The organism is Subtercola frigoramans (assembly GCF_016907385.1).
In the GTDB taxonomy this organism is placed as follows: Bacteria; Actinomycetota; Actinomycetes; order Actinomycetales; family Microbacteriaceae; genus Subtercola; species Subtercola frigoramans.
Genome location: NZ_JAFBBU010000001.1, coordinates 1,530,953 through 1,551,510, shown reverse-complemented (window position 1 = coordinate 1,551,510; position 20,558 = coordinate 1,530,953). Strand labels below are relative to the sequence as shown.

The window sequence follows — 20,558 nt, the reverse complement described above, 5'->3', positions numbered from 1 at the left end:
CGGGTCGTGTGCGCGGATAAAATGAAGCCATGTCCGAACCGAATTCCTTCCGTTCGTACACGGCATCCGTCTTCGGATTCGGTGACCACAACGGCGCACACCGCGGTGCACTGCGGGTCGGGTTCTCCGTGTTGGTGCCTCTCGTCGCGCTGTACGCAACGGGCCACATGCAGTGGTCGATCTACGCAGCATTCGGCGCCTTCGCTTCCGTATACGGGCGCGGCTCGGGCTCCGTGGCGCGCCTGAAGATGCAGGCGACGGCCGGCGGGGTGCTTGTGGTCACCGTGGTGCTCGGAGCACTGGTTGCGACGACGGCCGAGAAGGACTGGGTGATCGTCGCGATCGCTGCGATCTGGGCCTCTGCGGTCGCGCTGGCATCCGAGGTGTTCCGCTGGGCCCCGCCCGGGCCGCTCTTCGCCGTCTTCGGGCTCTGCTCCGTAGCCTCGATACCATCCGGCTGGAGCGAGGTGCCCGTAGCAGCAGGAATCAGTCTGCTCGCCGCGGTGTTCGCCGTCGCGGTCGGCCAGATCGGGGCGATCAGGCGCCGACTTCCGTCGACACATCCTGCGGATGCGACGGTGAGCGCGGAAATTCCTGCCCCGACATCGATCTGGCGCCGTATTCGCTCAACACTCGCCTCGCGTCGCGGAATCGTCCGGATCGGTCGTTTCGGGGTTGCCGCGGGCCTCGCCGGCGCCATCTCGACGGGGCTTGGCATCGGGCATCCCTACTGGGCGATTCTCACCGCCGTCGTTCCCCTTGTTGCGTCAGACCTGACGATTTCGCTGGCCAAAGGCACCCAACGGGTTCTGGGCACGACAATCGGCTTGGCTGTCGCGTGGGCACTCCTGTCCCTCAACCTCAGCGGCCTGTGGGTGATCCTGCTGGTCGTGGCCCTGCAGATCGTCGCGGAACTGCTGGTGATGCGGAACTACGGCCTCGCGCTTGTGTTCATCACACCGCTCGCGTTGGTGATGGTGAGCCTCGCGCACACAGCGAACCCGAACCAGCTCATCGCCGACAGGGCCGTCGAAACCCTGCTCGGCACCGTCGTGGGCCTCGCGGTCGCGCTCGCATCACGAAATCTCATGCGCCCCTCAGCGGTTGGCCGTGGTGGGACGGATGGCCCTATTGGGACGAGTGGGACTGGCGGATGACCTCGCGGTAGACGCCGGCAACCTTGGAGAGATACAACTCGATCGCCTCGCGTTCTGGCACCGTGAAGTCGTCGAGTACGGCGTCGACCCCGAAGATCAGTGGTCGGAGTGCCGCAAAGGTCGCCGAGACCGACGCCACCGTCGGCACCACCCGAACGCTCCGGCGATCGCTGGGGTGCGCCTCCCGGCCGACGTGACCGACCTTTTCGAGACGATCGATGACGAGCGTCGTCGCCGCAGTGCTGATCCCGAGGCCGTGGGCCAACTCGGTGGGACTCAGCGGGCCTCGCTCGATCAGGAGCTCCATCGCCTCGAGGTCGGTGCTGTTCACGTTCAGGTGCGCCTGCAGGACCCGGTCGAAGTCCCCCATCAGAGAGAGGATCTCCCGAAAGACGATGCTGGCCTGCCGCATTGCCGGGGCACCGTCGTCGAACAGTGACGGCGCTTCGGGAACAGGATTCGACATGAAATCCATTGTAGGCTCTGATACGGTTAAGTTACCTAATAATCAGGGTACTAAGAGACTGGGTAGGGTCATGCGACAGATCACTGAGTTCGTGAGCGGCAAGTTCACCGCCTGGATCGTTCTGGGCCTCACAATCATCGCAGCGGCGATCCTGTTCGCAACAGCGCCAGCGAGTACCGGCACCATCGCCCCAACGGCCGGCCTTCCCTCCGCCACCCAGTCGGCGCAGGTCGCCGAACTGCAGAAGTCCCTGCCGAACTCCGATGCAGGGTTCGCGTTGATCGTCTTCGACAGAAGCGGGTCTCCGCTCACCGAGGCAGACAAGACGGCGATCGCCGCCCGCTCCGCAGCGCTCGCACCGGAATCGCTCAGTGGCCGGTTGCCCCCAGCCCAGTACTCCGAAGACGGCACCGCGGCGCTCATCCCGATGCCTCTGGCCGCCGCCGCGGACAGCACAGCGCAAGGTGAGCGCGTCACGAGCCTCAGGGCGACGGCGCAGGCCGATCTTCCTCAGGGACTGAACGCGTACCTCACCGGGCCAGAAGGCTTCCAGGCCGATGTCGCAGCAGCGTTCCAGGGTGCTGATTTCAAACTCCTGCTCGTCACGGTGATCGTCGTTGCGGCATTGCTTCTCATCACCTACCGGAGCCCCTGGCTCTGGCTGGTGCCACTCGCCGTGATCGGCGCGGCCGACGCCCTCGCGAGCGTGATCGTCAAAGACCTCGCCCAGGTGTTCGGATTCACCATCGATGCGTCGATCTCGGGCATCCTGTCGGTGCTCGTCTTCGGTGCGGGAACGAACTACGCCCTGCTGCTGATAGCGCGGTATCGCGAAGAACTGAGACAACACGAGAAGCGCAGTACCGCCATGTCCATGGCCCTTCGCGGGGCGGGGCCGGCGATCCTGGCCAGTGGCAGCACTGTGACCCTCAGTCTCCTCACCCTGCTCTTCGCCTCTCTCGAGGGAAACCGGGCACTCGGGTTCGCCTGCGCGATCGGCATCGTCACCGCCATGATCTTCGCGCTCATCGTTCTGCCCGCGGCGCTGGTCATCTTCGGCCGCGGCCTGTTCTGGCCCTTTGTTCCCCGGTTCGGCTCTGAATCCCCGACCGAGCACGGCTTCTGGGCCAGACTCGGTCGCGCCGTCTCGAAGCGGCCCGCCGTCGTCACCGTCGTCAGTGTCGTCGTCCTGGGCGCACTGGCCGTCGGCGCCCTCAGCATCTCGGTCGGCCTCTCGCAGGTGCAACAGTTCAGAGGCAACCCCGAATCGGCGCAGGGGCAGTCGGTCATCGATGCCGCCTTCCCCGCCGGGCAGAGTGCACAGACCGCGGTGATCGTGCCGACGGATGCTGTCGCTGACGCGGTGACGATCGCAACCGCCACTCCCGGGGTCTCTGCGGCCACGCCGGGCCAGTCCGCTGGCACCATCACGCAGCTGAACGTGACGCTCGACGCAGAGCCAGGGTCGCAGCAGGCCTTCGACACCATCACGACGCTGCGGCAGGCCTATGCCGACGCTCCGAACGCCGCATCCGCAGCCCTCGTCGGGGGCACCGATGCCACAGCGCTCGATACCAGGGTGGCTGCGGCACACGACCAGGCCCTGATCATCCCCCTGATCCTGGCCATCGTCTTCATCGTTCTGCTCGTGCTGCTCCGGGCCATCGTCGCCCCTGTTCTCCTGATCCTCACAGTGGTGGCAAGCTACTTCGCCAGCCTCGGGGCGGCCAATCTGGTGTTCTCGTCGGTGTTCAAGATTCCCGCGTTCGACACCAGCGTGGTGCTCTTCAGCTTCCTGTTCCTGGTGGCACTGGGAGTGGACTACAACATCTTCCTCGTCACACGGGCCAGGGAGGAGTCGCTGCGCCTGGGTACCCGCGAAGGAATGATCCATGCGCTCTCGGCCACCGGTGGGGTGATCACAAGTGCCGGTATCCTTCTCGCTGCGGTCTTCGCTGTGCTGAGCGTGCTGCCGATCATCGCCCTGACCCAGATCGGCGTGATCGTGGGCATCGGCGTTCTGCTCGACACCCTGCTCGTACGAACCGTTCTGGTACCGGCACTCGTCTTCCTGACCGGCGACAGGTTCTGGTGGCCCAGCAGAGTCGGTGCGGCTATCGCTTCAGGCTCGTCTGCGGCGGGCTCATCCGCGGTAGGCGAAGCACCGAGAGCCGCGCAGCTGAACTAGCGAGGTCGGTCGAGCCCGACGCAACGCCGACGACCAACTCGAACGCTTCATCAGCTGTGAAATAGTGCTCGAACCCGTTGATCCACAGAAAGAGCACCGTCGCCGTCCACGCCGTGCGCCTGTTGCCGTCGACCAATGCGTGGTTGCGAGAGAGCGACTCGAGGAGCGCGGCGGCCTTCTCATCAATCGAAACGTACGCGTCGACTCCATACATCGACGACGACGGTCGCGCGAGCGCGGAGGAGAGCAAACCGGCGTCGCGCACGTCGAACCCGAACCGTTCGACGACACGGTAGACGTCATCGAGCCCGAGATATTCGGTCACGCTTCTTCGAGGCGCGTCAGCAACTCGGCGTCATGGCGCAGAACGAAGTCGATTCCGGCGTCGATGTCTGCCCGGCGAGCCCGACTGCGCACAATGTTCTCTGCCCCCTGAAGGAGCAGCGAGTGCTTCGACACGTGATCACGTTCGGCCAGCTCGTCGAGCTGTCGATCGAGTTCTTCGGGGATTCTCACGGTCATGGCCATACCAGAATGGTACCACTGGGGGATTCACGACCACACCTCGGAATTCGGACACCTCCTCGAACAGTAGCGTTGGAGTGTGAGCGACGCGACAAGCACAGACGAGACGAAACCCATGCCCTCCTTCTACACCGCCCAGATCGGCAGCCAGCAGGTCGAGCTGCCGATCGTGCCGGTTTCGGATTCCCTCTTGATCGCCCTGATGATGATCATCGACCATGGCGTGGAATTCGCTGCTAAAGCCGGCGCTGAGCTGGCTGGCCACTTCGCCGCAATGCAGCCAGAGATCGTGGTCGCACCCGCCACGCTCGGAATTCCCCTCGCCATCGAGGTCACCCGCAGCCTCGGGCTCGACGACTACCTCATCCTCCAGAAGACCCGCAAGATTCACCTTCGAGACGCCCTCAGCGAACCAGTGACGGCCATCACGAGCGAAGGCAGCCAGTCGCTGCTGCTCGACCGGAACAGAATCCCGAGCGTGGCCGGCCGCCGAACCCTTTTTGTCGACGACGTGATCTCGACCGGCTCATCGACGGCGGCGGCGCTTCGCCTCCTTGCGGCCGCGGGTGCTGACGTGGTGGGAGTGGGCGCACTACTCACGGAGAGCGATGCCTGGAGAGAACCCCTCAGCGAGTACGCCGACAGGATCTTTGCGCTCGGCAGCATCCCGGTGTTCCCCCGGTAGCGCTACAGACGAAATTCGATGGGGTGGACCACACCAGCTACCTCGTTACGCGGCTTCTCCTGCGGCCGGTTCGTCCGCGGTCGGCGACGCTCCGAAAGCCGCCCAGCCGAACTAGCGCGCAGTCGCGACGTCGGTCTGAGAAAAGTCGTCACCCACGAAGAGCAAGGGCTGCTTCGAGACTGCGGCAGTTGCGTACGCCATACAGTCGCCGAAGTTCAGGCGGGCAGGGTGGTGACCCTTCCCGAATCGGGCGAACGCTTCGGCAGCGACCGACGCATGCTCCGCAGTGAATTCCACTGTCGAGATCGTCAGAACGTCGAGAATGCGTTGGATCTCAACGCCCTGCAGCCCGAACCGTGCTGAGCCGAGAACAATCATCAGCTCGAGTACGGACCCTGCGCTCATCGATATCGTATCTGCCGACTCGATCTCGCCGAGAACCAGTTCAAAGCCCGGTTCCCGCGTGACGATGGCGACGACGGCCGAGGTGTCGACGATCATCCCTCGGCCACACCTGTGGCCAGATCGTCGACCATCTCATCAAAACCAAGCTCTGTTTCGATCTCAGATTTTGTGATGGATGCACCGGCGACGCGGGGCCAAATCTGTTGTTCGAAGAAACCGATTGTCTGGGAATGTCGCTGTGCCCGACCAAGGTCCAGTGCAGCCAGCTTCTCCCTCGCAAGTTGACGCACGGCCCCGGTCTTCGTGAGGCCGAGACGCGTGGCGACTTCTGTGACGAGCGAGACGGTCTCCTCGTCTTTCAGGTTCAATCCCATGGTCACAATTCTACCTCATTCCTCTCGGTGGGTAGAAAGTATCAGATTCATGGAACGGTGCGCTGAGCGGTCGCATACTGGTGCAGAGAGCACCGCTTCGATGTCTTGTGGCAGAGCAGAGCCCTCGCATGGATGCAACCGCTGTGGATTGCGCTCGAAGGCATCCTTGTGTTCCGAGAGAGCGCTACGGCCAGCCCGCGCAGCTGGGGCGTTTCTTTCGCGGCGGAAACCAACGAAGGGCCGCCCTCTCGGGCGACCCTTCTGGTCAACAGCGCGCGGTCGTGGGCAATGGTGGAGATGCGGGGAATTGAACCCCGGTCCACTGCTGTGGTCATGTGCCTTCTACGGGTGTAGCCAGTGAAATCGTTCTACTCGGCTCCGGAATGTGCCACTGGCACCTAATCCGACAAGCCCAGCCTCAGTAAGAGTCCCTGTGTGCCCTCAGGCGAAACACACAAGCAATCCCTCTAGATAACGCCAGGCTCCGGGTAGAGGGCATTCCCGGTCTGACGGTTCCTTAGTGGGCTACAAGGAGCTTAGGCTGCGAGAGCGAAAGCGGCCTTGGAGGCCGGAACAGTGCTGTTTTGATTGGCACTTATAGTTTGCAGAGAGCGTTTACGAGTTAACCCTGCATCCTCGACCCGCTTCTCACACTCACTCAGGCAATGTCGAAACCGATCATCCCCCCGGGCAAGCAGAAGCTTGAGTCACTACCGCGCGCTGTTGAATTTTCACTGCACCCAGCAATCGAGTGCAGCCCTCTAGTATAGCGCAGATTTCACTCGTTCGGCGTCGCGCGTCGCGGACTCGTTGAGCTTGCCCTGGCGAGACCCAGCGAGCTTCTGCGCGATGTGGTCGCCGATGGTAATCGGGGCGTAGAGATCGGGAGTCGATTCGGTGACCGTCGACGGGATCGTCGTGATCACCGCATCGAAGTTGCCGTCGTGGAAGAACGCCGCCGATCGACGCCGCTGTATGGTGCCATTCACGATCGGCGGCTTGACGCGGTGAAGGGTCGACATCCACTGGTCGTTCGTCCACCGGCCAGTGACATCACCGAGGTTGATCAGAAGCGCTCCATCGGCCGGGGCCACGTCGTGCCAGGCGCGGTCGCGACCAAGCACCTGGAGGCCGGCGACCTGGTCTGCCCAGAGGATGGTCACGATGCCGAAGTCGGTGTGCTCCCCCATTCCGGTCAGGTCACCATCGAGATCGACAGTGCCTTCGGGAAGCGCGTAGTTATTCATACGCATCACATCGATCGAGTGGTCGGTGACGCCCTCGAAGAAACCGCGGTCGAGGCCGAGAGCGTCTTCGAAGATGTGGGTCATCGTCTGCGCGACCCGTCGAGCCTCTTCGTAGTAGGCAAGCACCTGCGTCTCGAATCGAGCATCGAGCTCCGGCCAGACATTCTCGGCATAGACCGAGGTCGGAAGGTCTAAGCCAGGGTGGAGAGATGCCGCATCACCGATGTTGAAGGCTTCGAAGAAGTCGTTCATCCTCGAGGCGGATTCGACTCCCAGCGACAGGCTCAGGGATTCACTCTTCGGCGCCGAGTAGCCGCGGTTCGCGCCGGCGGGAGCCGTCGACCGTTTCTTCGTCTCGAGATCCTGCCCGAAGAAGAGGTCCATCGCTTCGGCGAGACCATCGGTGACGCGTGTGGGTACACCGTGGCCGACGATCTGCATGAACCCGACGGTTCGGCAGGCAACGTCGAGCTTTCGCGCGACGTCTGCCCGGGCATCCATGTCGTCACCCGCCACATAGGCGGAGATGTCGATGGTGGGCACTTCGAAAGAAACGTCTTCGGTCATGCGTTCATCGTAGAGGTCCGGTATTTCAGGCACGTTGCACGGTCGGCGAATGCCAGAACCCTGACACGGTGTCTGGCCGTCAACCCCACCACAATCCCCAGCCGCCGCAAGACCCGGTCGACTATTCTCTTCGCTATGAGCATCGGCCGCTGGACTCCCGCGCAACTCCCCTCACTGGCAGGCAAACGATTCGTCGTCACCGGCGGCAACGCCGGGCTCGGCTACTGGGCCTCAGAGTTTCTCGCCCGCCGCGGCGCTTCGGTCGTGCTTGCGGCCCGTAACGAGCAGAAGGCCGAATCAGCGGCAGCATCGATCCTGACGCGAGCACCCCTCGGCTCGGTCAGTTTCGTCAAGCTCGACCTCGCCAACCTCGAATCGGTGGAGTCGGCAGCAGCCGTGCTCGGCAGCGAACCGATCGACGGGCTTGTCGCCAACGCCGGGATCCTGGGCTCGTCGAAGCCGCAGTTCACCGTCGACGGCTTTGAACTGATGTTCGGCACGAACGTGCTTGGCCACTTTGCCCTGATTGCCCGGTTGATGCCGACACTGCTCGCCACGCCGGGCTCACGCGTCGTGTCGCTGGGCAGCATCAGCCACGAGTTCTTCGAGATGGATCTGGCCGACGTGATGAGCGAGATCGACTACCGAAGCTTCAGAGCCTACGGCCGGTCGAAGCTCGCGGCCATGCTGATCGGGTTCGAGCTCGACCGGCGCCTGCAGGCAGCGGGGCTGTCGACCCGCAGCCTCGTGGCCCACCCGGGGTTCGCGCTCGACAGTCTCGCTTCTGACCGGCCGGGCATCGCCAAGGCTCGCCGTGCGAACGCGCTCGTTCGCACGGCGCTCGCCCCCCTTGCCCAGGGAAAGGACGCCGGCGCCCTCCCCATTGTGCGCGCCGTCGCCGACCCGGTTGCCCGCGGTGGAGAGTACTGGGGCCCCGATGGCTGGCGGCAGCTCAAAGGTGACCCCGCTGTGGTTCGCGCCCGCAACCGTGCCCGTGACATTCGAACCGCCAGTGAACTGTGGGCGATGGCCGAGACCATGACAGGCAATCCGCTCGCGTTCTGAGGGCTGCTCGCGTTCTGAGGGCTGGCCGCGATCTGGCGCGAAAGGGGGTGACACTCCGCGCCAGGCCGCAGCACCACTCTGCATCACCGCGTCGTGATCGAGGCGAACTTTCGGATGCTCAGCGGCACGAACACGAGCAGCATGACGGTGATGCCAATCAGCACGGCGAGGATCGGGTTCTGCTGCGTCCACACGTCGGCCACCGGGGTGCCTGGAGGTACGTTGCCGAAGAGCTGCCGCGCAGCCTGCACGAGCGCCGAGACGGGGTTGTACTCCGCAAAGATGCGAAGCGGGGTGGGCAGCGTGTTGGAGGGTACGAACGCGTTCGAGATGAACGTCAGGGGGAACAGAATCAGGAACGACACGTTGTTGATGATCTCCGGGCTCCTGACGCTCATGCCGATGAAGGCCATCAGCCACGAGAGCGCGTAGGCGAACAGCAGCAGGAGCCCGACCGCAGCCACGGCCTCGAAGAAGCTCGACCGCACCCGCCACCCCACAATGAACCCCGTGGTCATCATGACGACCATGGAGATGCTGTTGATGATCAGGTCACCGTTCGTGCGACCCACGAGCACGGCTGCCGGACTCATCGGCAGCGTTCTGAAACGGTCGATGATGCCGTCTTTCAGGTCTTGTGCCATCGCTGACCCAGAGTAGGTCGAGCCGAAGACGACGGTCTGGGCGAAGATGCCCGCCATGATGAACTCGGTATAGCTACTGCCCGGAATGGAGATCACACCGGAGTAGACGTAGCTGAACAGCAGAACGAACATGATCGGCTGGAGCAGCGTGAAGACCAGGATGTCGGGAACGCGTTTGATCTTGATGAGGTTGCGTCGGGTGGTGATCCACCCGTCGCTGAAGAAGTGGCCGAACGCCGCGCGCGGCGCGTGGTCGGGTTGTAGCCGCGCGGCCAGCGGAACATCAGGCTGTGTGGATGTCGTCGTCATGATTTCACCGCTGCTTTCGTCTTCTTGCCACGGCCTGTGGAATGATCGTCAGCCTCGTCGTCGGCCGCCGTTGCAGCATGACCGGTCAGTCGAAGGAACACGTCGTCGAGCGTGGGACGCCGCATGCCCGCGTCGAACAACTCGATGTTCTCCCGGCCGAACTCGCCGAGCACGGCCTGCAGGACGACGGGCGCGTCTGTCGCCCCGACGGTGAGGCTGCGGCCCTCGCTCGACACGACGGGCTCACCGGAGCCGTGGCGACGAAGGATCTGCACTGCCGCAACGGTGTCTGCCGACGTCACGAGGTTGATCTCCACACGCTGGCCACCGATCGATGCCTTGAGCTCATCTGCCGTACCTTCGGCGATCACCTTGCCGTCGTCGACGACAGAGATGCTGTCAGCGAGTTGATCGGCTTCTTCGAGGTATTGGGTGGTCAGCAGCACAGTTGTGCCCTCCCCTACCAGGGAATTGATGATGCCCCACATGCCGAGCCTGCTACGGGGGTCGAGGCCCGTGGTCGGCTCATCGAGGAAGAGCACCTGCGGCCGGGTGACCAGGGCGCCCGCCAGGTCGATGCGCCGTCGCATACCACCGGAGAAGCCCTTCACCGGGCGATTCTGCGCCTCTGTGAGGTCGAACAGCTCGATCAACTGCGTCGCCCTGGCACGCGACTGCTTCGCGCCGAGGTGGTAGAGCCGCCCCACCATATCGAGGTTCTCGAACCCTGTGAGGTTCTCGTCGACCGCCGCGTACTGACCCGAGACGCCGATGATCGGCCGGATGCGCTCGGGATGTTTCGCCACATCGACTCCCCCGATCATCGCCACTCCGGAGTCAGGCCTGATCAACGTTGTGAGCACCTTCACGGTGGTGGTCTTGCCTGCACCGTTCGGCCCGAGCAGTGCCGTGATCGTGCCCTGGGGCACCGAGAGGGTGAGGCCGTCGAGAGCGTGGACCGGCGGCGCCCCGCGTGGTGTGTAGACCTTCGTGAGGTTCTCTGCCGTGATGTACGTCATGCCGAGACGATAACCACCACCTCTGACATTCGCAAGGAACACTCACGATCACCGCGAAGTGTTCACCACGCAATCATCACCGCGCAATCATTACCGCGTGCCCCTTGTCTGCCGGAAAGAGTCAGTCGCCGAGGTTGCGCTGCGTTCCGATCGCCCGGTCTGCCTCGCGTTTGTCCTGCCGCTCGCGCAGCGTCTGGCGCTTGTCGTACTCCCGCTTGCCCTTCGCAACCGCGAGTTCGACTTTCGCCCGCCCGTCGCTGAAGTACAGGCGGAGGGGTACGAGTGTGTACCCACCCTCTTTGACCTTGTTGTGGATCTTCAGGATCTGCGCCTTGTGCAGCAGCATCTTGCGCTTTCGGCGCGGCGGGTGGTTGTTCCAGCTGCCCTGGTTGAATTCGGGGATGTGCACGGCATCGAGCCACGCCTCTCCGCCGTCGATGTAGCCGTAGCCGTCGACGAGGGATGCCCGGCCAGCGCGCAGCGACTTGACCTCGGTGCCCGTGAGCACCAGCCCCGCCTCATAGGTGTCTTCGATGGTGTAGTCGTGGCGGGCCTTGCGGTTGGTCGCGACGACCTTCTCTCCGCGTTCGCGTGGCACGATGACTCCTGGCTCTGGTGGTGGTGTTGCTGGCAGCCCACCAGTGTATCCGATAACGCGGGCGGACTAGACCTTGAGGTAGCGGGTGATGGCGAACTTCGCCGAGATGGCCGCCAGGATCACCCCGAGCACGAGCAGGATGGGAGCAACGATCACGAGGGCATCCTGAACCGTGACGAAGGCCGTCAGCGGAAGGGATTTCTGCAGGTACCCCTCGACAAAGAAGTGCACGATCGCCCAGACCGTCGCACCGGCGAGCACTGAACCCACCACTGCCGCGATGACGCCTTCGAGAATGAAAGGCGTCTGGATGAACCTGTTCGACGCGCCCACGAGTCTCATGATGCCGATCTCCCGCCGCCGTGAGAAGGCAGAGAGCCGGATGGTCGTGGCGATGAGCAACACCGCTGCAACCAGCATCAGGGCGGCTATGCCGATCGCCGTGTAGCTGGCCGCGTTGAGGATCGAGAAGATCTGCTCGAGATAACTCCGCTGGTCGACGACGGAGTCCACACCGGGAGCGGTTGTCAGGCTTTCGACCAGGACAGCCGACTGTTGCGGGTCGACCATGTTGATCCAGAAGGTCTGGTTCAGCAGATCGGGGGTCACATACTGCGCGACATCGTTGCCCGCGAACTGCGCCTTGAACTTCTCGTAGGCCTGCTCGTGGTTCTCGAAGTCGTACGTCTTGATGAACGGGGCGAGCGTCGAACCGGTGAGTTGCGCGTCGACGGCGGCGATCTGGTCGGCAGTGGCCTCACCGTTGGCGCAGTTGGCACTGCTGGAGGTTGCGGTGCACATGTAGACCGCGACCTGGGCCTTGTCGTACCAGTAGCCCTTCATCTGGCCGATCTGCATCTGCAGCAGAATGGCCGCGCCGACGAAGGTCAGCGAGATGAAGGTCACCAGAACGACGGAGACGACCATTGACATGTTGCGGCGGAGGCCGGTGCCGACCTCGCCGATGATCAGTGCGAGTCTCACGAGGTGGGCCCCACCTTCTGGTCGGCGGCCGGGTCGTGCCTGTCGCCAGGAGCACGCAGGCCCAGCTTCTCGGCGAGGCTCAGGGACGCTGTCGCCAGGTCGTCGTCCTGCTCTGACTCAGGGGCTGCGGAGGCAGCACCGGGCGATTCGTTCCCTTCAGGGACGGATGGCGGATCATCGAGACCCGAAAGCAGCGATGACAGCTCGCCTTCGACGCGGGGATCCGGCGACGGGTCATCGGTGGATGCGGCCACAACGGGAACCCGTGGAACAACGGGAACGGCTCGCGAATGTGTCGACGTCGAACCCGAAACGGCCGCCGTCGCGCCGGTGAAGGCAGGCACGGCGGCGCCAGAGGTCGTACCTGTGGCAGCAGCGGGCACCGCAGCTCGCGCATCGTCGTCGTCGGGGGCCGGGTTGGTGGGCACGGGGTTGGAGGTTGCGGGGTTGGCTGTGGCGGGGTTGGCTGTGGAGGGGTTGGCTGTGGCGGAGACTGCCGGAGTCAGTACGACGAGCGGCATCACCGGCCGGTCGATGGCTCCGGTGGCCTGCATACGCAGCGACAACGGATCTGGACGGGTGATCTCTGCGGTCATTCCGCTGTCTTGGAGACTGACGTCGGTGATCGTGCCGTAGCCGCCTTGGCGCTCGTCGCGCACGACCTGCCCGCTGACCAGTTCGACAACCCGGCGCTGCATCTGGTCGACGATGGCGTTGTCGTGCGTGGCCATGATGATCGTGGTTCCGCCCGCGTTGATGCGGTCGAGCACATTCATGATGCCCGCGCTCGTGACGGGGTCGAGGTTGCCCGTCGGCTCGTCGGCGAGCAGGATGGCGGGCTTGTTCACCACGGCGCGGGCGATGGCCACGCGCTGCTGCTCCCCACCGGAGAGCTCGTGCGGAAGCCGCCCTGCCTTCTCAGCGAGACCCACCATCGCCAGCACGTCTGGCACGGCCTCCTGGATGAACCCGCGAGACTTGCCGATGACCTGGAGAGTGAACGCAACATTGTCGAACACGTTCTTGTTGGGAAGCAGCCGGAAGTCCTGGAAGACCACACCGAGGTTACGCCTGAAATAGGGCACCTTGCGCGACGAGATCGACCCCAGGTCCTGGCCCAGTACGTGGATGCTGCCGCTGGACGGCCGGTCTTCCTTCAGCACCAGACGAAGAAAACTGGACTTGCCCGACCCCGAAGCGCCGACGAGAAAAACGAACTCACCCCGAAGAATCTCGAGGTCGATCGTGTTGAGCGCCGGCTTGGCCGTGCCCTTGTACATCTTGGATACCTGGTCAAATCGAATCATGATCGAGACGAGCCTAAGCAGAATGCCCCACCTCGGGGCTGAGCGACGCGCCCAACAGCGAAGGCTTGGAGAACCCTGTGCGGCAGGTGGGTTACTCGATCTTGCGCTTGCGCCACCGGATGCCCGCGGAGATGAACCCGTCGATGTCACCGTCGAACACGTGCGAGGGGTTGCCCTCTTCGTAATCCGTGCGCAGGTCTTTGACCATCTGGTAGGGCGCGAGCACGTAGCTGCGCATCTGGTCGCCCCAGCTCGCCGTGATGTTTCCGGCGAGTTCCTTCTTGGTCGCGTTCTCCTGCTCGCGCTGCAGCAGCAGCAGCCGGGACTGCAGCACGCGCAGCGCCGCGGCGCGGTTCTGGATCTGGCTCTTCTCGTTCTGGCAGCTCACAACGATGCCCGTGGGCAAGTGGGTGATGCGAACCGCGGAGTCGGTCGTGTTCACCGATTGGCCACCAGGCCCGGATGACCGGAAGACGTCGACGCGGATGTCGGTCTCCGGCACCTCCACCACCTCGGTCTGTTCGATCAGAGGCACGACCTCGACGGCGGCGAAGCTGGTCTGGCGTTTGCCCGCCGAGTTGAAGGGGCTCATCCGCACCAGCCGGTGTGTACCCGCCTCGACTGAGAGTGTTCCAAAAGCGTACGGCGAGTCGATTTCGAACGTCGCGCTCTTGATGCCGGCCTCTTCGGCGTAACTGGTGTCGAGAACGGTCGCCTTGTGCCCGTGTTGCTCTGCCCACCGCAGATACATGCGCATGAGCATCTCTGCGAAGTCCGCGGCGTCGACTCCACCAGCCCCGGCACGAATGGTCACCACGGCGGCACGGGGGTCGTACTCCCCGTTCAGCAGGGTCTGCACCTCGAGTTCGCCCAGCACTTTCTGGAGGCTGACGAGCTCGGCCCGGGCTTCGATCGCCGACTCCTCGTCGGATTCGTCGTTGGCCAGTTCGACCATGATCTCGAGGTCGTCGAGTCGCGACTCGATGCTCACGATCTTCGCGAGCTCGGCCTGCCGGTGCGAGAGAGCGCTTGTGACCTTCTGCGCCTTCTCGGTGTCATTCCACAGGTCGGGAACCCCGGCCTGCTCGCTCAGCTCGGCGATCTGCTCACGCAGGCTGTCGACATCGACCACCGACCTGATGTCGCCGAAGGTCGAACGAAGGGCGGCGATCTGCTCAGAGAGGTCGAGTTCTAACACGGTCACCCAGCCTACCCGCGACTGCTGGTCGCCAGCGGCGTAAACTACTTAACTGATGTGTACTATCGACGAGACTCCCCTGTGCCCTCGACGGTCGTCGAACCGCGAAGGCTCCGCGTGAGCATCGCCGAACCCGATTTCTCCTTCCGGCAGATCGCCCTGCCGGCGTTGTTGCCCTCGCTTCTGTTCGCGATCGGCGAGGGCGCGATCATCCCGCTCATCCCGGCCCTGGCGAGCAACCTCGGGGCGAGTCTCGCCGTCGCCGGATTCATCGCCGGTATGACCATGCTCGGCCAACTGGTGGGCGACATCCCGAGCGGCTGGGTGGTCAGCCGAATTGGTGAGCGCCGCGCAATGATCTACGCCGCGGCCCTCGCGATCCTCGCGGTCGTGCTGTGCCTGCTGGCCGCCAGCCCGGCGGTGTTCGGTGTCGGCATCTTCTTTCTGGGGCTGGCAGCTGCGATCTTCTCGCTGGCGCGCCATGCCTTCCTCACGACCTTCGTGCCCAGGCCCTACCGTGCGCGGGCCCTGTCGACCCTGGGCGGCACCTTCCGTGCGGGCTGGTTCATCGGGCCCTTCCTCGGAGCAGGCCTCATTGCTCTGACCGGCGACTCTCAGGCCGTCTTCTGGATCCAGGGCGCCTGTGCGGTCGCGATCATCGTACTGCTCATCGTCGTTCCCGACCCCATCGAGAAGCTCAGCCTTCCCGATGTGGGTGGCGAGTTCATCGCCGAGGAGTCCACGGGCCTCGTGAAGACTCTCTGGGGGCACCGGGGGCTCCTGGCGCGCATCGGCAGCGGCGTGGCACTCGTCATGGGCCTGAGGGCGGCACGGATGATCATCCTGCCGCTCTGGGCCGTCAGTCTTGGCCTCAGCGAAAGCAACACGGCGCTGATCATCGGCGTCGGCGGCGCACTGGACTTCGCCCTCTTCTACACCAGTGGCCAGATCATGGACAGGTTCGGGCGGCTCTTCAGCGTGATTCCGTCGATGCTGGGCATGGGCGTCGCGCTCCTGGCCCTCTCCGTGACGCACGATCTGCCGGCGGCGCTCACCTGGTTCATTGTGCTCACGATCGTGCTGGGCATATCGAACGGTGTCGGCAGTGGAATCGTCATGACGCTCGGTGCCGACCTCGCGCCACCCGATGACCCTGCGCCGTTCCTCGGTGCCTTCCGCTTCACTGGTGACCTCGGCACGGCCGGTGCGCCCCTGCTGATCTCGCTCGTCGTCGCCGTGGCATCGCTGCCGCTGGCCGCCGCAGTTCTCGGACTTCTCGGGTTCGTGGGGGCTGGGGTATTGCTGCGGTACGTACCCCGGTATGCCCCCGGAGCCGACCCCCGACACAGCCCGCGGAACCCCCCACGCAACGGCCGCCGGATGCTCGCCCCCACACCCCCCGAATAACCCGCCGGTTCGCAGAACTCAGACCCACACAGTCCCCCCGTGAACGCACCCATTACACTGGGGGTGTTCTCTGCGGGAGTGGTGAAATTGGTATACACGCAGGTTTTAGGTACCTGTGCTTTCGAGCGTGAGGGTTCAAGTCCCTTCTCCCGCACGCGCCACAGGCTGCGTCGACTCCTCCGGCGCGGGCACTGACCAACCGGCCGCACGACGACTGGAGTTTGACGTTGCACACTGCACTCATACCGTTTCTCGATCCCACCACGCTGATCAACGCGTTCGGCCCCTGGGCGCTGCTCGGCATCTGCTTCATCGTCTTCGCTGAAACCGGGCTCCTGGTCGGATTCGTGCTGCCCGGCGACACGCTGCTCTTCTTCACCGGGCTACTCACCTTCACCGGAACGATCGGCGTGCCGATCTACTTCGTGGCCCCCGCCATCGCCCTCGCGGCCTTCATCGGCGGTGAGGCCGGGTACCTGATCGGCCGCAAGGCGGGTCCACGCATCTTCGAACGCAAGGAATCCGGGTTCTTCAGCATCAAGAACGTCGAACGCACGAATGCGTTCTTCGAGCGGTTCGGCGGCTTCGCGGTCGTCATCGCCCGCTTCGTGCCGGTTGTTCGCACCTTCGCACCCGTTGCTGCCGGCGTCGGGCGCATGGACTACCGCAAGTACAGCCTGTACAACGCGATCGGTGCCATCATCTGGGGTGGCGGATTCGTCATGCTCGGGTACTTCCTCGGCCAGATCCCGGTTGTCGCCGACTTCACTGCGAAGTACATCGACGTCGTGCTCCTCGCCGTTGTCGTGATCACGCTGGTCCCCACCGTTCTGCACACCGTGATGTCGGCCCGCAAGTCGAAGAAGCTTGCCACTGCTGCCGACGCAGACACTGTCGAGGCCACCGGGGCAGCCGAAGAACTGCTGCTCGACCCCGAGGTGTTCAACCGCCGGCCAGGCAAGGGCCACGCCGCCGAGTGAGGGCATCGCTGGGCGATCATCCTGCCCGGTGAGTGAGCGAGTGAGTGAGCGCCCGGCCAGGTAGCGGGGTGTGGTTCAGCGATGCTGCCCAGGTTCATGCCCTGCGTGTTCGGCCGGTTCGAGCTGGAAGGTCGAGTGCTTGACGTCGAAGTGTTCGGAGAGACATTCGGAGAGCTGATCGAGCACAGCTCCCGTCGTGCCGTCGACGAAGACGCTGCTGTCGACAACCACGTGCGCCGAGAAGACCGGCTCCCCCGAGGTGATGGCCCACACGTGCACGTCGTGAACTTCGAGCACGCCGGGAGTCCGCAGGATGTGGTCACGGATCTGCTGCACATCGGTCTCCCGGGGAACCGACTGGATGAGAACTCCCACCACGTCTCGAATCAGCACGAAGGCGCGCGGTACGATCATCGCCGCGATGGCAAGAGAGGCCAGGGCGTCTGCAGCGACGAATCCTGTGGTGAGGATCACGATGGCGGCACCGATCACGGCCAGCGAGCCGAGCGTGTCTCCGAGCACCTCGAGGTACGCTCCGCGCATGTTGTAGGACTTCGTGTCACCACCGCGCAACACCAGCAGGGCCGCCACATTGGCCACGAGCCCGATACCCGCGATCACCAGCATCGTGCCACCCTGCACGTGATCGGTGCCGGGGTTCAGCAGCCGGGTCACACCTTCGACTGCAACGTACACCGCAACGCCGACGAGAATCACTCCGTTGAGCAACGCGGCAAGCACCTCTGCGCGCTGGAAGCCGAACGTGTGCCTTTCTGACGCCGGTCGCAGTGCGATGATCGAGGCGATGAGGGCGATGATCAGCCCGAACAGGTCGGAGAGCATGTGCCCTGCGTCGGCGAGCAGGGCCAGCGAGCCGCTGACGATCGCGCCGCCGACCTCGAGGAGAAGCACGACGGAGACGATTGCAATCGCGATGCCCAGACGTGTACGGTTCGTGGAGCCGCTCGCGTGGCTGTGCCCTGCTTCGTGCCCACTCATTCTCGTGCCAGACCTCGCTCGTCGATGTGACGCCTCTGAGACAAGAGCCACGGCCCCAGACTAGGCAGCCGGAGCCGAATTGGCCAGCGCGCCGAACCGGGTCGCTCTAGTTGGGAATGACGCTCATTCTCAGTAGCGGGATGAGGTTCTCGAATGCCAGCGCCCTGTGACTCCGGGCGTTCTTCTCCTCGGCTGTCAATTCGGCAGCGGTGACACTGAGCCCCTCGGGAACGAAGATGGGGTCGTAGCCGAAGCCGTTCGCGCCACGGGAGCTGCGGGCCAGGGAGCCCCGCCAGAGTCCGGTTGCGACGAGTTCGATCGGTTCAGCATCCGGCCCAGCATGTTCGCCAGAGGGGACGACGAGGGCAATCGTGCAGGCGAAGGCAGCGCCCCGGTCTTCATCGTGGAGATCAGCCAGCTGGTCCAGGAGAAGGTCTCGGTTTGCCACGTCTCCCTTGCCGTGCCCTGCCCAGCGGGCCGAGAAGATGCCTGGTGCCCCGCCGAGCACGTCGACGCACAGTCCAGAGTCATCAGCCAGGGCTGGCAGCCCGGTCTGCGCCGCCGCCGCTCTGGCCTTGATCAAGGCGTTGGCGGCGAAGGTGACCCCGTCTTCGACCGGCTCCGGGCGGTCGTAGCGCACGATTTCGAGCTCAGGCAACCGAGCCCCGAGGATCTTCTGGAACTCGTCGACCTTGTGCTGGTTGTGGGTGGCCAGAACGATGCGTACGCTCACTGTCTCGTTCCCGCTCAGGCGCCGGAGCCGAGGGCGAGCAGCTGAAGCCGCTCGAGTTCTGCGGTGCCGACGAGCGCGAGATCGAGCAGGGAGTTCAGCTCTGACCGGTCGAAGGGGGCGCCCTCAGCCGTGCCCTGCACCTCGACGAAGAGCCCTCGGCCCGTGACGACGACGTTCATGTCGGTCTCGGCCCGAACGTCTTCGACGTACGCCAGATCGAGCATCGGGGTGCCGTCGATGATGCCAACCGACACCGCAGAAACGCTGTCGATCAACGGCTTGGATTTCTGACCGATGAACTTCTTCTCGCGGGCCCACTCGATTGCGTCGACGAGGGCGACATAGGCACCCGTGATGGCGGCCGTGCGGGTGCCACCGTCGGCCTGGAGAACGTCGCAGTCGATCACGATCGTGTTCTCGCCCAGCGCCTTCATGTCCACGACCGCTCGCAGGGAGCGACCGATGAGCCGGGAGATCTCGTGGGTACGGCCACCGATCTTGCCCTTCACAGCCTCGCGATCCATGCGGCTGTTGGTGGACCGGGGCAGCATGGCGTATTCCGCGGTGACCCAGCCCTTGCCCTTGCCCGACATCCACCGGGGAACGCCGTTCGTGAACGAAGCAGTGCAGAGCACCTTCGTGTTGCCGAACGAGATGAGAGCAGATCCCTCGGCCTGGGTACTCCAGCCCCGTTCAATGGTGACCTCGCGCAGGTCTTCGACAGCGCGGCCGTCGTGGCGCACGAGGGGCGCGGGTGAGCTGTCGGTCATGAGTTCTTCTCCAGGGTTCGAGCGGTCGCTTCGGGGATGGCTGTGCCGGGAGTGGTTCCGCCGGGGGTGGCTGCGCCGGGGCGAGATGCGAAAAGGGGCGGCAGCGAGATCACGCCTGTCTCGACAAGGTCGACCGATGACACCTCTGGGCCGAGAAAGCGGTGTGCCAGACGCAGGAACTCGTCGGCGCTCTCCCCTGTTGCTTCGTACCGGTAGCTGGGTTCACCGGGAGCCACGCGCTGGATGCCCTGCTCCACCAGCTCGCGATAGACGTCGTTGGCCGTCTCGGTGTCGCTGGAGACCAGCGTGACGCCGGCGCCCATCACCACGCGGATGGCACCCTTCAGAAAGGGATAGTGCGTGCATCCGAGCACGACCGTGTCGACCCCGGCGCGCTTCAGGGGCGCGAGGTACTCGGCAGCGACCGCGAGCAGCTCGGGGCTCGACGTGTCGCCCGCCTCGACGAAGTCGACGAATCGAGGGCAGGCCTGCGTGACCAGCTCGAGGTGCGGTGCGGCCGCGAAGGCGTCGTTGTAGGCGCGTGAATTGATCGTGCCGACCGTACCGATGACGCCGACCCTGTTGTTGCGCGTGGCCGTGACCGCGGCACGGACTGCGGGCTGGATCACCTCGATGACCGGAACCGAATACCGCTCACGCGCGTCGCGGAGCATCGCGGCTGATGCCGTATTGCAGGCAATCACCAGCATCTTCACGCCCTGGGCGACCAGATCGTCGAGAACTGCCAGTGCGAAATGCCGCACTTCGGCCAGGGGCCGCGGTCCGTACGGCGAATGGGCCGTGTCACCCACATAGAGCAGCGATTCCCTGGGCAGCTGGTCCCTGATCGATCGGGCCACGGTGAGCCCGCCGACCCCGGAATCGAAGATGCCAATGGGTGCGTCGCTCACAGCCACACAGCCTACCTTCC

22 protein-coding genes, 1 tRNA gene and 1 other RNA gene are annotated in these 20,558 nt (G+C 64.3%); 7 read left to right on the top strand and 17 right to left on the bottom strand.

What is annotated here, in order from left to right:
- The first annotated feature begins 29 nt into the window (after positions 1-29).
- Positions 30-1,157 carry an FUSC family protein gene (locus JOE66_RS07350; RefSeq protein ID WP_205108106.1) on the top strand — a complete coding sequence of 376 codons (1,128 nt, stop codon included), beginning with the start codon at positions 30-32 and terminating at the stop codon, positions 1,155-1,157.
- Here the strand turns inward: JOE66_RS07350 and JOE66_RS07345 are convergent.
- Positions 1,129-1,623, bottom strand: coding sequence for a MarR family winged helix-turn-helix transcriptional regulator (locus JOE66_RS07345; RefSeq protein ID WP_239518251.1), 495 nt, complete (start codon positions 1,621-1,623; stop codon positions 1,129-1,131). The two genes, JOE66_RS07350 and JOE66_RS07345, sit on opposite strands and share 29 nt — an antisense overlap.
- Before the next feature lie 70 nt (positions 1,624-1,693).
- Between JOE66_RS07345 and JOE66_RS07340 the strand changes: the two genes are divergently transcribed.
- Positions 1,694-3,811 (top strand): MMPL family transporter, encoded by a 2,118-nt coding sequence (locus JOE66_RS07340; RefSeq protein WP_205108104.1) that lies wholly within the window; start codon positions 1,694-1,696, stop codon positions 3,809-3,811.
- Here the strand turns inward: JOE66_RS07340 and JOE66_RS07335 are convergent.
- Both JOE66_RS07335 and JOE66_RS07330 read right to left on the bottom strand, forming a co-directional pair.
- Positions 3,738-4,136: a type II toxin-antitoxin system death-on-curing family toxin gene (locus JOE66_RS07335; RefSeq protein ID WP_205108102.1), complete on the bottom strand. Its 399-nt coding sequence runs from the start codon at positions 4,134-4,136 to the stop codon at positions 3,738-3,740. The two genes, JOE66_RS07340 and JOE66_RS07335, sit on opposite strands and share 74 nt — an antisense overlap.
- Positions 4,133-4,333 (bottom strand): ribbon-helix-helix protein, CopG family, encoded by a 201-nt coding sequence (locus JOE66_RS07330; protein WP_205108100.1) that lies wholly within the window; start codon positions 4,331-4,333, stop codon positions 4,133-4,135. The genes JOE66_RS07335 and JOE66_RS07330 overlap by 4 nt, the downstream gene beginning before the upstream one ends.
- 82 nt (positions 4,334-4,415) lie before the next feature.
- Here JOE66_RS07330 and JOE66_RS07325 point away from each other — a divergent pair, with 82 nt between their 5' ends.
- Entirely contained in the window at positions 4,416-5,021 is a 606-nt protein-coding gene (locus tag JOE66_RS07325) for a phosphoribosyltransferase family protein (protein ID WP_205108098.1), read from the top strand.
- A 111-nt stretch (positions 5,022-5,132) separates the two neighbouring features.
- Here the strand turns inward: JOE66_RS07325 and JOE66_RS07320 are convergent, their stop codons facing one another.
- The 4 genes from JOE66_RS07320 to JOE66_RS07305 all read right to left on the bottom strand — a co-directional run bounded on the left by JOE66_RS07320 (position 5,133) and on the right by JOE66_RS07305 (position 7,614).
- Positions 5,133-5,522: a type II toxin-antitoxin system VapC family toxin gene (locus tag JOE66_RS07320; protein WP_205108096.1), complete on the bottom strand. Its 390-nt coding sequence runs from the start codon at positions 5,520-5,522 to the stop codon at positions 5,133-5,135.
- Positions 5,519-5,800 carry a type II toxin-antitoxin system VapB family antitoxin gene (locus JOE66_RS07315; RefSeq protein WP_205108094.1) on the bottom strand — a complete coding sequence of 94 codons (282 nt, stop codon included), beginning with the start codon at positions 5,798-5,800 and terminating at the stop codon, positions 5,519-5,521. The genes JOE66_RS07320 and JOE66_RS07315 overlap by 4 nt, the downstream gene beginning before the upstream one ends.
- A 289-nt stretch (positions 5,801-6,089) precedes the next feature.
- Positions 6,090-6,486, bottom strand: a transfer-messenger RNA (tmRNA) gene (gene ssrA, locus JOE66_RS07310).
- A gap of 75 nt (positions 6,487-6,561) precedes the next feature.
- The gene (locus JOE66_RS07305; protein ID WP_205108091.1) at positions 6,562-7,614 is read right to left on the bottom strand and encodes an isopenicillin N synthase family dioxygenase; all 1,053 of its coding nucleotides are present in this window, start codon (positions 7,612-7,614) and stop codon (positions 6,562-6,564) included.
- Positions 7,615-7,749: 135 nt separating this feature from the next.
- Between JOE66_RS07305 and JOE66_RS07300 the strand changes: the two genes are divergently transcribed.
- Complete coding sequence (locus JOE66_RS07300) at positions 7,750-8,679, top strand: oxidoreductase (protein ID WP_205108089.1); 930 nt, start codon at positions 7,750-7,752, stop codon at positions 8,677-8,679.
- An 83-nt stretch (positions 8,680-8,762) separates the two neighbouring features.
- Here JOE66_RS07300 and JOE66_RS07295 read toward each other — a convergent pair whose 3' ends face one another.
- The 6 genes from JOE66_RS07295 to prfB all read right to left on the bottom strand — a co-directional run bounded on the left by JOE66_RS07295 (position 8,763) and on the right by prfB (position 14,738).
- A complete protein-coding gene (locus tag JOE66_RS07295; RefSeq protein ID WP_205108087.1) occupies positions 8,763-9,632 on the bottom strand; it encodes an ABC transporter permease in 870 nt (289 codons plus the stop codon).
- Entirely contained in the window at positions 9,629-10,651 is a 1,023-nt protein-coding gene (locus JOE66_RS07290) for an ATP-binding cassette domain-containing protein (RefSeq protein WP_205108085.1), read from the bottom strand. Before JOE66_RS07290 ends, JOE66_RS07295 begins: the two co-directional genes overlap by 4 nt.
- Positions 10,652-10,772: 121 nt before the next feature.
- A complete protein-coding gene (gene smpB / locus JOE66_RS07285) occupies positions 10,773-11,249 on the bottom strand; it encodes an SsrA-binding protein SmpB (protein WP_205108083.1) in 477 nt (158 codons plus the stop codon).
- A gap of 66 nt (positions 11,250-11,315) precedes the next feature.
- Positions 11,316-12,233: a permease-like cell division protein FtsX gene (gene ftsX / locus JOE66_RS07280; protein WP_205108081.1), complete on the bottom strand. Its 918-nt coding sequence runs from the start codon at positions 12,231-12,233 to the stop codon at positions 11,316-11,318.
- Positions 12,230-13,540, bottom strand: a complete 1,311-nt coding sequence (ftsE, locus tag JOE66_RS07275; RefSeq protein WP_205108079.1) for a cell division ATP-binding protein FtsE — start codon at positions 13,538-13,540, stop codon at positions 12,230-12,232. The genes ftsX and ftsE overlap by 4 nt, the downstream gene beginning before the upstream one ends.
- 91 nt (positions 13,541-13,631) lie before the next feature.
- Positions 13,632-14,738: a peptide chain release factor 2 gene (prfB, locus tag JOE66_RS07270; protein WP_205111723.1), complete on the bottom strand. Its 1,107-nt coding sequence runs from the start codon at positions 14,736-14,738 to the stop codon at positions 13,632-13,634.
- Positions 14,739-14,855: 117 nt separating this feature from the next.
- Here prfB and JOE66_RS07265 point away from each other — a divergent pair, with 117 nt between their 5' ends.
- From JOE66_RS07265 to JOE66_RS07255, 3 genes are all read left to right on the top strand, one after another.
- Positions 14,856-16,145: an MFS transporter gene (locus JOE66_RS07265; RefSeq protein WP_205108077.1), complete on the top strand. Its 1,290-nt coding sequence runs from the start codon at positions 14,856-14,858 to the stop codon at positions 16,143-16,145.
- A 72-nt stretch (positions 16,146-16,217) separates the two neighbouring features.
- Positions 16,218-16,299: transfer RNA gene (locus JOE66_RS07260), tRNA-Leu, on the top strand.
- A 73-nt stretch (positions 16,300-16,372) separates the two neighbouring features.
- Complete coding sequence (locus tag JOE66_RS07255; RefSeq protein WP_205108075.1) at positions 16,373-17,125, top strand: DedA family protein; 753 nt, start codon at positions 16,373-16,375, stop codon at positions 17,123-17,125.
- A 75-nt stretch (positions 17,126-17,200) separates the two neighbouring features.
- On the opposite strand, the gene JOE66_RS07250 is transcribed toward JOE66_RS07255, so the two are convergent.
- The 4 genes from JOE66_RS07250 to murI form a co-directional block, all read right to left on the bottom strand.
- Positions 17,201-18,124, bottom strand: coding sequence for a cation diffusion facilitator family transporter (locus tag JOE66_RS07250; protein ID WP_205108073.1), 924 nt, complete (start codon positions 18,122-18,124; stop codon positions 17,201-17,203).
- Between the two features lie 106 nt (positions 18,125-18,230).
- On the bottom strand, positions 18,231-18,857 hold the full coding sequence (gene rdgB / locus JOE66_RS07245; RefSeq protein WP_205108071.1) for an RdgB/HAM1 family non-canonical purine NTP pyrophosphatase: 627 nt from the start codon (positions 18,855-18,857) through the stop codon (positions 18,231-18,233).
- A 14-nt stretch (positions 18,858-18,871) separates the two neighbouring features.
- The gene (gene rph / locus JOE66_RS07240) at positions 18,872-19,627 is read right to left on the bottom strand and encodes a ribonuclease PH (protein ID WP_205108069.1); all 756 of its coding nucleotides are present in this window, start codon (positions 19,625-19,627) and stop codon (positions 18,872-18,874) included.
- Complete coding sequence (gene murI / locus JOE66_RS07235) at positions 19,624-20,538, bottom strand: glutamate racemase (protein WP_205108067.1); 915 nt, start codon at positions 20,536-20,538, stop codon at positions 19,624-19,626. The genes rph and murI overlap by 4 nt, the downstream gene beginning before the upstream one ends.
- Positions 20,539-20,558: the final 20 nt, after the last annotated feature.

Coding starts and splice junctions, on each gene's coding strand:
- JOE66_RS07345 (WP_239518251.1), bottom strand. CDS start 1,623: ATGTCGAATCCTGTTCCCGAAGCGCCGTCACTGTTCGACGACGGTGCC.
- JOE66_RS07290 (WP_205108085.1), bottom strand. CDS start 10,651: ATGACGTACATCACGGCAGAGAACCTCACGAAGGTCTACACACCACGC.
- JOE66_RS07330 (WP_205108100.1), bottom strand. CDS start 4,333: ATGACCGTGAGAATCCCCGAAGAACTCGATCGACAGCTCGACGAGCTG.
- JOE66_RS07350 (WP_205108106.1), top strand. CDS start 30: ATGTCCGAACCGAATTCCTTCCGTTCGTACACGGCATCCGTCTTCGGA.
- JOE66_RS07295 (WP_205108087.1), bottom strand. CDS start 9,632: ATGACGACGACATCCACACAGCCTGATGTTCCGCTGGCCGCGCGGCTA.
- JOE66_RS07300 (WP_205108089.1), top strand. CDS start 7,750: ATGAGCATCGGCCGCTGGACTCCCGCGCAACTCCCCTCACTGGCAGGC.
- JOE66_RS07315 (WP_205108094.1), bottom strand. CDS start 5,800: ATGGGATTGAACCTGAAAGACGAGGAGACCGTCTCGCTCGTCACAGAA.
- JOE66_RS07320 (WP_205108096.1), bottom strand. CDS start 5,522: ATGATCGTCGACACCTCGGCCGTCGTCGCCATCGTCACGCGGGAACCG.
- JOE66_RS07250 (WP_205108073.1), bottom strand. CDS start 18,124: ATGAGTGGGCACGAAGCAGGGCACAGCCACGCGAGCGGCTCCACGAAC.
- JOE66_RS07305 (WP_205108091.1), bottom strand. CDS start 7,614: ATGACCGAAGACGTTTCTTTCGAAGTGCCCACCATCGACATCTCCGCC.
- JOE66_RS07340 (WP_205108104.1), top strand. CDS start 1,694: ATGCGACAGATCACTGAGTTCGTGAGCGGCAAGTTCACCGCCTGGATC.
- rph (WP_205108069.1), bottom strand. CDS start 19,627: ATGACCGACAGCTCACCCGCGCCCCTCGTGCGCCACGACGGCCGCGCT.
- ftsE (WP_205108079.1), bottom strand. CDS start 13,540: ATGATTCGATTTGACCAGGTATCCAAGATGTACAAGGGCACGGCCAAG.